We start from the raw sequence: 12,804 nt of genomic DNA, 5'->3' as shown, positions 1-12,804 counted from the left end.
GTATAATTCAAATGACAATCAATCCAGTCATACATTCATAATTTGAGGAGGTTTATAATGAGAAAAACCAGTTTATTCATCTTATTTGTATGCTTTTTTATTGTCATATCACTCTTAGTAACATCTGTGTCTCCTTCCGCTGCAGCTAATGAATTAGAGTCCGATAATGAAACAACGCTTTCTCAAAGCAGTTCACCGCAATTGGACACTAACTACGTAAAAGCTGCTGTTAAAGCCAAAAAGCTTTACGTGATCCGTTTGAGCGATATGTCGGAAACGGAAAGTGTCATGATCGCTTCGCTGCAAGGGATACTCGCTAATAAGTCCTCCAATCAAATTTACATACTGCCCGACTCCGGGAATTACAAGTTATGGCTGGACGATTTGGTCCTAAAATACGGGGTGAAAACGGAATTTATCCGTGATCCTTGGAAGCTTGTGAAGGAATTCAAGAAGCAGTTCGACGGCTATTTACTATGGGAAAAGGGGAACAGCTCCATCAATGCAGCAACTTCACTAGCCCATTTGAAGCAATCCATCTTAATTGAAAAAGCGATGTCAAACAAGCCAAAAGCTATAAGCAAGTGATGGATCTCTCAACGAAGGATGAAGCTTGGGTCAAGCAAAACTACTGGAATCAGCTCAACCATCGTACCTTGATCGAGCAAAAAGGGGAGACAAGTGAAGAATTGGCGTCCGGTATGGGTGGCAAACTACGAGATTACGCTGTAATGGCTAACGCTTTTACTTTTTATGATGGGAACAGCGCGTTCCGACAATCCGTCGTTGCGGACGCGGAGCCAGATGCTGTCATTTTAGGCTGGGGAGATGCGTCAAAAGGCGAAGACGCTTTCATACGTCCGAGTTCATCAGCCGGTGTATATACACTGCCGGCAGATCATGCCTATAATTTGTCAGTGTTAAGCAGCTTTAACATCAAGGAGCTCAAACAGAAGGATCAGTCGCAGCCAGCAGTTCAGGAGCAGGTGCATTATGTGTCATTCGTCATGTCTGATGGCGATAATATTCAATGGATGCTGAACGATTTGGCCGAGAAGGGCAAGCCTTGGTTCGGTAACCCAAACCGTGGGAATTTCGATATGGGTTGGGCTGTTTCTCCCAGCATGATGGATTTGGCCCCGACTGTTCTGGAACGTTTTTATACGGATGGTACAACGAAAGATAATTTTGTCGTTGGTCCGTCAGGCGGCGGTTATATGTATCCGTCCATGTATCCAGAGCAGGAACTCGATACACATCTCAATAGGTTAAACACTTATATGGGCAAAGCTGATTTATCGCTTGTTGAAGTTATAGATTTTAATGCTTTTAACAAGAAGGCGATCTGGGATAAGTATACGGCTCAGCCGAATATCGATGGCGTCATTTATTTGGAATACAGTAACCATAAAGCACTAAACGGGGCCATAAAGTGGTCTAACAATAAGCCTATTGTCACCCCGAGTGAAATGCTATGGCATGGTATCGCTGGAAGCGACGTGAACTCAGTTGCCCAGCATATCAATGCGGCGCCTAGAAATCCGAAGAGTGCCGCAGGCTACTCGCTTGTTCTCGTTCATGCCTGGTCTTCCTCCATGGATGAAGTAAAGGCTGTTATCGATCAACTTCAAGGCGATGTTCAAGTCGTAACGCCTGAGAAAATGGTGAAGCTAATTCAAAATAATGTCCCTAAAGAGGATACAGAAGTAGCCAACAAGGTGTATGAAGCGGAAAGCGATTTTGGTCATAACACAGGGAAATTGGATGGTGATGGCTGGTCAGCTAATCCGCAGGAGCATGCGGCCGGACATATGCTCTTCGGACCAGGTGCCTCAGACATTCCTGCAGGCCGCAACCAAGTCAAATTCAAAACGATGATTGACCGTGTGACTGGCGATAATGATCGTGTGCTGAATCTGGATATCTATGATGATACAGCTGGTGCGATAGTTGCTGAGAAAGCCGTGCATCGCTCCGAGTTCCAAAGCGCAGACACATACCATAATGCGACACTTGAGGCTGACTTTGTTGCTGGTCATTCTTATCAGTTTAGAGCTTGGTATGATGGCAACGCCAAGGTTAAAATCGATCGAGTCACCGTCGTGATGAACCGTAATTTAGCGCAGCGACTCTATGAAGCCGAGAACGATTTCGGGCATAACACAGGGGTGCTTGACGGGGACGGTTGGTTGGCTAACACCGAACAGCACGGAACTGGCCATATGTTATATGGTCCTTATGTGGCCGATTTACCATCAGGCGTGCATGATGTCACTTTCCGCATGAAGGCTTCGGGTGCGACTGGGTCTGAGGATACCATTGCTATCATTGATATTAATAATGCGAGTGCTGATCAAATTATTGCTTCAAAAGAGCTGAAGTTACGGGATTTTGCCGTACAAGATCAGTACATGGATATAAGTTTGGAGGACGTCGACTTTTCACTTGGCAGCACCTATGAATTCCGTGTGCACTTCGAAGATAAGGCGAACGTCAAAGTTGACCACGTGAGACTGGATATGCCAGAAATAACGAAGCCGAATACACAATCGCTTTATTTTAAATTCGGCGGATCAAGCGTGTCTTCGTTGGTCTTCGGAACCGATGCAGGGCAAAAGCAGCTTCAGCTGTGGGGGAAAGCGAGCGAGCAAGGCAAGCCGGACGTTAATTTGACGGTAGATGGGACTTGGACCGTCGTGCAAGGTGAAACTGCGGTCAATATCGGTGCCGGTGGCGCGCTGCAGGTGCTTCAAGGCGGAGATGCCATCGTGAAGGCGTCGTATAATGGCCTAGAAGCGCAGATTCCGATTCATGTATCGGCGAACTATACGAGCCGAATTTTCGAAGCGGAGCGTGACTTCGGCCATAATACGGGAGCTGCAACCGCATATGGTTGGTATGCGAATCCTCAGGAACATGCGGCAGGTCATATGCTGTATGGCCCCGGGGTAGCGGATCTCCCTTCCGGAAGCCTTAAGGTCGACTTCCGCATCAAGATCGACAATCCTGTCGGCGGTTCTGAGCGGGTCCTGAATCTAGACATCTATGACGGAACAGGCAACAAAGTAACTGGCGAAAAAGCCGTGCTGCGCAGTGATTTCAATGCCGCTGATACGTATCAGTCCATTGTTATGGAGGCTGATTTCGTACTGGGGCATGCCTATCAGTTCCGTGTGTGGTACGACGATAATGCGACTGTACAGATCGATAATGTGACAGTGCGTATTCCACAATAATCCATTATTAATTATTACCATAAAGGAAAAGTCTGTCCCCTTAGGGAAATGAAGAGACAGTTATGCTTACTTACTTAAACTAAGGGGGACAGACATGCATGAAGTTGCACAAAAAATTAATGATCGTATATTTGGTGACCATTCTACTTCCGATTGTAGGGTTAACGAATTACTTCCTTAATCAAATGTCAGACCTCATTATCCGGTACGTATCTGATTCATATCAAAAGATATTAGTTCAATCCAACAACGGCATTTATTACAATATCCGATTCTACGAAAGCATTCTTGACAATTTAACGGTGTCGGAGTCCGTTCAAAACGTACTTTCCGAACCCGATGTGTACCGGGAAAAAGGCGTTATTATCATGAACCGGGAAATCTCCCGTGCGGTCCGGTTCATCCAAGCCTATCAGGCGACCGATGTCGAGAGCATCGAATTTTTCTCCACATCTCCTGACGTCATGTCCGATGGCGTATATCTTTTTCCAGAGGATAGGCTTCGAAGGGTTCTCGGCTTGAATGAGATACCGGACTCGAAGTTTTGGATACTTGAGCAATATGACGGTAAATATTATTATGCGTTGGTGCGGCCGATTTACAGCATCGGAGAGTTTAAGAAAATTGGCTACATAAAGCTAACGATCCAGATCCCTTCCGTGACGTATGTGCAGGAAACGATGGGCAACAAGGCTGACGCAAGCGGAAGCCTAATCATCGCAGATAGTAAAGGAACCATCATGTTTAACCCTGACACCGATCAACTTGGCAAACCGCTTCCACAGGAAATCGTCGAACAGACGAGTAAGGATCGAAGCTCCGAATCCGAGTTGAACCTTCAAATTCAGGGAACCGACTATGTCATGTGGTACCGCAAGCTCCAGAATGTTGACTGGACGATGTACCTGCTTGTGCCCAAAGCGTCCATTCAATCCAAAGTGAATGAAATTCGACAAACCATTTTGACAGTCAGTATCATTTGTATGATTATTTTTTCTTTTTTGACCTTGCTTATAACCCGTCAGCTGACCCGCGGGATCAGGCGTCTTCACGCCAAAGTATCTCGGGTTGGCAGGGGGGTGCTCTCTACGAGCCGCAGAGTCCATGTTAAAGGCGATGAGATCGATGAACTAGATCGTAATTTTGATAACATGCTCGATAATTTACGAGACCTCATTCACCAAAACTATGTCGAAAAACTGGAAAGAAGGGAAATGGAGCTCAATTTTTTGCAAGCTCAAATTAATCCTCATTTCCTATACAATACACTGGATGCAATCAAGAACGAGATTGACATGGACGAGAAGCAGACGGCCATTGGCATGGTCGTCGCCCTAGCGGACCTCTTTCGAATATCGGTATCCAAGGGAAGTAACACCATCCGTTTCGAACAAGAAATTGATCACGCCAAATGTTATTTGAAAATATTAGAAATCCGTTTCGGTGCTCGACATACGATCGAATGGCAAATAGATCCGCAGATTCCAAGTCTCTATACCTTGAAAATCATTCTTCAGCCTCTCCTGGAAAATGCGATCCAGCATGGGTTAAAGGGAATGGCGGGAGGCAATGTGACCGTGATAGGCGAGCTTACGGAGCAGGCTGTCATCGTGACCGTTCGTGACAATGGGGTGGGGATGACGAAGGCTCAAGCAGAAACTTTGCTAAGCGATCATTCGCCCAGCAAGGGCATCGGGTTGTACAACGTGAACAGTCGAATTCGGATGTATTTCGGCAGTGAGTATGGCTTGTCAATTAAGTCCGAGCCCGGGAATGGAACGGAAGTTGTATTAACGCTGCCAGTGCTTGAGGGGGTTGAACATGTATAAGCTGCTGATTGTTGAGGACGAATTATCAACTCGCAAGTGGTTCACTAAGGTTATTAATTGGGAGCAAAATGGTTTTGAAGTCATTGCGATTGCGGAGGATGGGCAGCAAGCTTGGGAAATCCTGAAGGAACGACCTGAAGTGGACGTAGTGATGACCGATATCCGGATGCCCTACATGGATGGTCTGGAACTAACGGAGCGCATCCGATCACTGCCGGGTGAACCTGTGGAAATTGTCATTCTGAGCGGTTTCGGGGAATTCGATTATGCACAGCAGGCCATTAAGCTTGGCGTGCGGGATTACTTGCTGAAGCCTGTGACCAAAGAGCAATTAACAGAAGTATTCGAAACAATCGCGCGAAGACTGGATGAACGTCATTTGCAGTCGACGAAAATCCAATATGCCAATCAAATGCAGAAGGAGAAGGCATTGCTGGAAAAAGCGCAAATCTATGAGCGCTGGCTGACGCGTAAAGACATCCTGATCTCTCCAGAGCGGTTATTCAATCGATTTGACGCTCAATTAGACATCTTGAATGGCACCTTTCTTATGATTGTCGCGGAATTCGATGATTACATCAAGTTCACCGATAATTATAACGATGAAGACCAGAAACTATGCCGATTCATTGTTCATAATATTTTGGATGAAATCTCTCACAATTACGGAGCGGTAGATTCTGTGCTGATGCCGCCGAACCGTTACGTTTTCCTCCTTGAAGCCGGATCAGAAAGAGAGATCGATAACAAAGGACTTCTTGCGGGTCATGCGTTCCAAGAGAGCTTAAACAAATATTTGCGGTTATTTAACGTTCAACTTTCAGTAGGATGCAGTCAACAGTTCCAGAGTATTTCCAATGTTCCCGAGGCATATGATCAAGCGTTCAAGGCGCTCAGGCATAAATTTTTCACGGGTAAAGGGTCTGTCAATCAATTTCAGCCATCACCGCAAGGACAAAGCGAGGGCTTCTACCCGACTGAGCTTGAAAAGAGACTCATCATCGCCTTTAAGCAAGGTGACGAGCAGGGCGGTTATGGACTCTTTAATGATTTTCTGCGGAATTTGTGCAGCAGCGGGGAATCGGAGGATTCCATACGTTTCATCGTAGGCGAGATGCTCGTTAATCTGTTTCGCCAGCTCAGGGAAGTTAAATCTCTTCCAGTGACGAGCGAAGTCATGGAAATGTTTATAGAGGAAATCCGTTGTCAGGAAACATATGTTGAGCTTACCGAGAAGGCGAAAGAGTTGATTCAGTTTATGCTGCAATCGATTGCCATCGAAGCCCTTTCCCTATCGCCGGTCTCCAAAGGCATAGAATACATGAAGATCAAGCTGTCTCGGGATATTTCTCTTCAGGAGGTTGCTGAATATGTGGGCATCAGCGCTTCTTATTTCAGCACTTTATTTAAGCAAGAGAAGGGTTATAACTTCGTAGATTTTCTCGTTCGCCTTCGAATGGAGAAGAGCTTGGAACTGCTTGAACGAACGGCCTTAACTGTAGCTCAAGTTGGGGATGAGGTCGGATACCAGAGTTACCGCTATTTTACAAAGGTATTCAAAGATTACTATGCGATGACACCCACCCAATTCAGGGAACGGCTCAAGATGACGTGACAATCAAGATGATGTGATAATCAAACAAATATGACAATTCCAAAGAAAGTGATACCTGATCATAAATTTTTGGACTTTCGAGTGGGTTTCCAGCACTGATATAATAAATATATCAAATGGAACCTATGAGCAAGTCCAATAAGGAGGTAAAACGCTTACAATGGAATCATTGACAAATTCTATGACGCAAGTTCAGCCCCGAAAACCGATGTCATTCAAGCGTTTGCTATGGAAACGCATTTGGCAGCATAAAGTATTTTACTTATTCATGCTGCCAGGCATCATTTGGTTCTTTATTTTTTCTTACGTTCCTCTATACGGCATTCAAGTGGCGTTTCGTAATTTTACGTTCACCGGCGGCTTCTCAGGAAGTCCTTGGGCCGGCTTGAAATACTTTCGCCAATTCTTCGATTATTATCAAGCAACAGAGCTCATACGTAACACCATTGTGATCAGTCTGTCAAAGCTTCTCATCGGTTTCCCGATGCCGATTATTCTCGCGATTCTTTTGAATGAAGTTCGCAGAGTGAAATTCAAAAAAGTGGTCCAGACCCTTTCCTACTTACCATACTTCGTATCATGGGTCGTAGTCGTGACGCTGATGCAGCGCCTTCTAACTCCGTACGGAGGACCGTTGAATGACCTGCTTGCCTCACTTGGCTTGGAGCGCATTCAATTCCTTTACAACACGACATGGTTTTATCCCATGATATTGGGGTCTGATGTTTGGAAAAATATTGGATGGAACTCGATCATCTATATGGCGGCAATAGCCGGGATTGATCAGCAATTGTACGAAGCGGCGAAGATTGACGGCGCAAATCGTTTTCGGCAAATGTGGCACGTCACGCTCCCCGGCATTCGCAACATTGCCGTGATCCTCTTTATTCTTTCCGTCGGTGGCTTGATGAGCGCCGGGTACGAGCAGCTGCTTCTCCTGAATGGGCCGGCAACAGCCCGAATTGGCAGCGTCCTCGACGTGCATGTCATCACTTCCGGTATTAGTGGAGGTCGACTAAGCTATGCGGCTGCTGTTGGTTTGTTCCAAAGCATTATAGGCCTAGTGATGATTCTAGTTGTCAACCGACTCGCCAAGAAATACAGCGACGTGTCCCTTTTTTAAAAGCAAATGCTTACGAAGAACGTTTACTTACGAAGACGCTAAGGAAGTGATGAGATGAAGCGCGATTTTTCCTTGTTCAGCACACTGAATTATATCATCCTGGTGCTGATCGGTTTCTCGATGATCTACCCGTTCATTTACATTCTCGTGTACTCATTAAACGATGGAAATGACTCCATGCAGGGTGCGCTATATTTCTGGCCTCGGCAGTTTACCTTAGATAACTACGCGCAAGTGTTCCACAATCCTCGTATCTGGCAAGCTTACAAAATTACACTGTTGCGCACGATTCTCGGTACTTTTTTACACGTACTATTGTGTACCCTTATGGCTTACGCATTGGCAAAGAAAACACTGCCTGGAAGAACATTTTTCACTTTCTATATCTTTTTACCTACGATTTTCAGCGCGGGTTTCATTCCTTACTTCATCACGCTGCAAAAGCTGCATCTAATTAACACTTTCTGGGTGTATATCATTCCGATGTTATTCAACTTCATGCATATTGTCATCATCCGGACGTTCCTGCAGGGGATACCGGAAGAGTTGGACGAGTCGGCACGCATTGACGGATATGGCGATTTCACGATTTTCTTGAAAATTATCCTGCCCTTATCTGGTCCAGTGCTAGCAACAATAAGCTTGTTCATTGGTGTCGCACATTGGAACGATTGGTTTGCTGGGGCTTACTACGTATCCAACAAAAACCTAGTTCCAGTTCAAACGCTGCTGCAGCAAATGCTGACTGAAGCAGAAGCGCTCTCGAATTCGATGCAGCGTGCAGCTCAGCAAGGAGGCCAAACGATTAGCGTGAATCCAGCCGGTTCAACGCCCGAATCGTTACGGATGGCGCTCCTGGTTATCACCGTCTTCCCGATTTTGTGCATCTACCCATTCCTGCAAAAGTATTTTGTCAAGGGTGTCTTGCTAGGCTCCGTTAAGGGTTAGCTGTCCCCGATTTTGGGGGCTTATCATATAAAAATGAAGGAGGGTTCTCATGAAAAAGAAATGGTCTAAAGGTGCTTCCGTTGTATTAGCATTAACGCTTGCTGGTGGTTTAGTAGGTTGTACTCAGAAGGATGAAACGTCTCCAAGCCCAAGTTCAAATTCAAACACAAGTCCAAGTGCAACTACACCTGCCAAAACGGACACCAAGAAAGAGGTCACGCTTAAAGTTTTGCATAACTGGAATGGTTCCAGCGGTTCTGAGAGCGACATGAATGCCGTAGCCAAAGTGATCAAGGAGAAAACCGGGGTAACGGTTCAAATGGAATACACCAAAGGAAGCGAAGTGGAGAAAGTTAACACGATCTTCGCAACGCAGGACTTGCCAGATATATATACGGGACCGGCGTGGGGCGGGGAGCTGGATGGCATCATCAAAGCCGCAAAAGAGGGCCAATTGGTTGATCTCTCCGGCAAGCTGGCCAATTATCCCAACCTAGCCAAAGAAATCGCCAAGGAAAACGTACCGCCTGCACTCTATGAAAAAGGAATCGACGCCTATGGTGGCAAAAAGTATTTGCTATATCAAAATCATCCTGCAACAGACAAGGATGCCATGGACTGGCTGTACGGCTTCTATGTACGCAAGGACATCGCTGAAAAAGTAGGGGTAGATCCGCAGTCCGTCAAAACAAAGGACGACTTTTACAATTTCTTGAAGAAGATCAAAGATGCGGGCCTCAAAGAAAGCGGTCAACCCGTCATTCCACTCGGCGGCTTTCACAACGGTTGGGCCGTTAATATCGGCGATCAGATGTTTATGGGTTCTGGCTTCCTCGATAAAGGAGATGGCTCCCTAGAAAATAATTTCTTTACTAAAGCATACGAAGACTACACGTTATACTATCGGAAGCTGATTTCCCAAGGGTTGCTCGATTCCGAAGCGTTTACGCAGACGGATCCCATCGCGAATGAGAAGGTAAAGCAAGGGCGCGTAGCCGTCCTCGCAGCTCACTATCCAGCTATTCTTGATGCCTCCAAGGACTACGTCCAGTCTCACCCAGGCAGCGATTATGTGCCTGTAGGTCCATTGGAAAGAGCAGGTGCTGAAGCCAACCGTCCGGCCGATCTAGGCGTGCAGGGCAACAATGTGACTGTTATTACGAAGCAAGCTAAGGATGTGGATGCGGCCCTGCGCCTGCTGGATTTCCTAGCTTCTGATGAAGGCTTCATGCTTACTCGCTACGGCGTTCAAGGCGTCCATTGGGATATGCAGAACGGTAAACCGACAGCGAAAAAGGAATGGTTTGATAAGTTTGTGAATGACAAAACCGGGAAGTTGAAAAAGAACGAAGGGATCGGCGTCGGCTACGAAAGTTTAACGGGTCTTGACCGTACGAATTCCAAAGGTAACGGGGACATCTGGGCGGATCAGAATCGCGTGGCCGCTCTAGAGAAAGCGCGTAAAATTTTGCGCCCGAATGGCATTAAAGTTATCACAGCTTACAATCCTTGGGACGTTATTACGAAAGCCCCTCAATGGGAATCGCTCAAACCATCCATGGATAAAACCGGTGACGTTTGGAAGGAAGCGATATTTGCCAAATCCGATGAGGCGGCACTCAAAATCATCAATGATTTACGTGGGCAGATGGTAAAAACAGGCTATCGCGAAGCGATTAAATTCACGAATGATAATCTAAAAGGCAAAGACGTGGTAAAACTTCAAATGCCAAACTAAAACTTAACAAGAGGCTGCTCTGGTGGCGAACGACGGGAGAGGCAATATGACTCTCCCGTTCTTGTTCTGCCGAGTGGGAACTCCTAGAGGAGGGATTACCTTTGTCGAGACCGGTATCGGATAGGAAGGAATGGACGGGTTTCCAAGAATCGCGTCCGTATGGAGCTAAGTACGATTTGCGAAGCGATTTTGTCATGGTGTATGGCATCTCGGATGACTTGGAGGAACGAATCGCCGGGTGGAAAGAAAGGGGCTATATCATCCACCTCATGACAGGAGTGTCATGGGGAGAATATCAAGACTATTTGTACGGAAAGTATGATGGCCGTGATCATTGGGATGAAGCACAGACCAATCGCGCCGGCGACCACCTGCTGCACGGCAAAGACGTGCCTTATATGGTTCCGACGATTTCCTTCAGCGAGTACCTTGCAGCCGGTATTAAGCGGGCAATCGACTGTGGGGCCGAAGCCATTCATTTGGAGGAGCCGGAGTTTTGGGTAGCTGGCGGATATTCGGAAGCTTTCCAGCGGGAATGGCGCATCTTTTATCAGGAGTCGTGGATACCGCCTCATGAGTCGCCAGACGCGCAGTACCGGGCGTCCAAGTTGAAGGCGTATCTGTACTATCGTACGCTAGATCGCTTATGTGCGCAGATGAAGGAATATGCGGAAGTCCAATATGGGCGTGCGATTCGATTTTATGTACCGACACATAGTCTGATCAATTACACGCAGTGGCGAATTGTGAGTCCGGAAGCGCTGCTCGTCAACATGCCAGCTTGCGACGGGTTTATTGCTCAAGTATGGACGGGAACAGCGCGTACGCGTAATGTGTACAAAGGTATCCGTGAGGAACGAACGTTCGAAACGGCATTCCTTGAATACGGCGTCATGCAAGAGCTCGTTCGCGGCACGGGCCGTGATATGTGGTTCCTGCATGATCCGATTGAGGACAATCCGAATTACACGTGGTCGGACTATAAGATTAATTATGAAGATACAGTTGTGGCTTCTCTGCTTCATCCTTACGTAAACAATTACGAGATATGCCCTTGGCCGCGAAGAGTGTTCGAGATTGCCTATCCGAAGGAAGACGGCAAAGGGAAAGAAATGATCCCGCCCGATTACGCGACCGAGCTGTTGACCGTTATGAACGTACTTCGTGATATGCACCGCCATGAGGAAATCATGTCCGATGAACAAACGGATGGAATCGGTCTCCTCCTGGCCAACTCAGCGATGTTCCAACGGGGTGACATTGAGTTGCAGTCAAATGAGGCTGACTTTCGTTACGATGGCACCATCAGTTCGCTAATTCTCCCTTCCGAGCATCACGAAGAGATGCTGAATTGGTCGGCATTCTATGGGCTGGCGCTGCCGCTTGTTAAACATGGCATACCGCTTCGCCCGGTTCAGCTGGACAATTTGCTTCATTTTCCGGGATATTTGGACGATTATCGAGTACTGTTGCTTAGTTATGAATTTATGAAACCGGAGCATGCCGGTCTTCATCAAGTGCTGTCGCAGTGGATACGAGAAGGAGGCTGCTTAATCTATGTTGGCGATGGCAGTGACCCGTACCACAGTGTCAAGGAATGGTGGAACCAAGGCGCCAAAGCCTACGAACGGCCAGATGATCACCTCTTCGAGGCGATTGGGATAGGGCGCCGCCCCGAGGATGGAGAGTACCGGATAGGTCAAGGCGGTGTTATCGTCCACCGCGTACATCCAGCCCGGCTGGCTGAAACCGAATACGGCGCGAATTGGGTCCGCGAAAGTGTAAAGCGTGCACTAGCTATGCGCGGAGATGAGGAGCCATTGCATGAAAAGCAATACCTTCAAATCCGTCGAGGTCCGTATGTCGCGACACGCGTCATGACAGAGTCGCTTTCGGATGAAGCTGTCACCGTTCATGGCCGCTTTATCGATCTTTTCGATGCCAGACTTGCTATTGTGAGCAATCCGGTTGTCGAACCAGGCAAGGGAAGTTTACTCTATGACCTTGAGGTAGCTCCTGAACAGACTTCAGCTGTCATCGTCAGTTCATCGCGAATCCGTGACGAGGAACCCATCGTAAATGGGAAGTTTCAGTTCGTCTCCGAGGCACCTGCAGGAATAATCGTGAGTACAAGGCTTCAACTGAAAGAGGACCCTCGTCATGTCATCGCGGATGGTCTTGAAGTTGTAGATCGAAGCTGGGAACCCGGATCTCAAACGCTTCTAATCCGCTATCCTGGAGTACCGGAGGGGACACTCGTTTCAGTCAATTTCGAAAAGGAATAAATTGTATGAAGATGGAAAACCTACTCTCAG

General features: G+C 47.0%; 8 protein-coding genes. All 8 read left to right on the top strand.

What is annotated here, in order from left to right; genetic code table 11:
* Window positions 1-57: 57 nt before the first annotated feature.
* The 8 genes from ASG85_RS39290 to ASG85_RS21170 all read left to right on the top strand — a co-directional run bounded on the left by ASG85_RS39290 (window position 58) and on the right by ASG85_RS21170 (window position 12,774).
* Entirely contained in the window at window positions 58-588 is a 531-nt protein-coding gene (locus tag ASG85_RS39290; RefSeq protein ID WP_060647680.1) for a GxGYxYP domain-containing protein, read from the top strand.
* Window positions 588-3,236: a GxGYxYP domain-containing protein gene (locus ASG85_RS21200; protein WP_060647679.1), complete on the top strand. Its 2,649-nt coding sequence runs from the start codon at window positions 588-590 to the stop codon at window positions 3,234-3,236. Before ASG85_RS39290 ends, ASG85_RS21200 begins: the two co-directional genes overlap by 1 nt.
* A 98-nt stretch (window positions 3,237-3,334) precedes the next feature.
* Window positions 3,335-5,065, top strand: a complete 1,731-nt coding sequence (locus ASG85_RS21195) for a sensor histidine kinase (RefSeq protein WP_060647678.1) — start codon at window positions 3,335-3,337, stop codon at window positions 5,063-5,065.
* Window positions 5,058-6,680 carry a response regulator gene (locus tag ASG85_RS21190; RefSeq protein WP_060647677.1) on the top strand — a complete coding sequence of 541 codons (1,623 nt, stop codon included), beginning with the start codon at window positions 5,058-5,060 and terminating at the stop codon, window positions 6,678-6,680. The genes ASG85_RS21195 and ASG85_RS21190 overlap by 8 nt, the downstream gene beginning before the upstream one ends.
* A gap of 160 nt (window positions 6,681-6,840) precedes the next feature.
* Entirely contained in the window at window positions 6,841-7,803 is a 963-nt protein-coding gene (locus ASG85_RS21185; protein WP_235550190.1) for an ABC transporter permease, read from the top strand.
* A gap of 54 nt (window positions 7,804-7,857) precedes the next feature.
* Window positions 7,858-8,751, top strand: coding sequence for a carbohydrate ABC transporter permease (locus tag ASG85_RS21180; protein WP_060647676.1), 894 nt, complete (start codon window positions 7,858-7,860; stop codon window positions 8,749-8,751).
* Window positions 8,752-8,800: 49 nt separating this feature from the next.
* A complete protein-coding gene (locus ASG85_RS21175) occupies window positions 8,801-10,489 on the top strand; it encodes a hypothetical protein (RefSeq protein WP_060647675.1) in 1,689 nt (562 codons plus the stop codon).
* 101 nt (window positions 10,490-10,590) lie between these two features.
* Entirely contained in the window at window positions 10,591-12,774 is a 2,184-nt protein-coding gene (locus ASG85_RS21170) for a hypothetical protein (protein WP_060647674.1), read from the top strand.
* The last annotated feature ends 30 nt before the right edge of the window (window positions 12,775-12,804 follow it).

It is taken from the genome of Paenibacillus sp. Soil724D2 (assembly GCF_001427935.1).
GTDB lineage: Bacteria > Bacillota > Bacilli > Paenibacillales > NBRC-103111 > Paenibacillus_E.
Note: the sequence above shows the minus strand (reverse complement) of the source record. Positions and strands in the feature narration are given on the sequence as shown.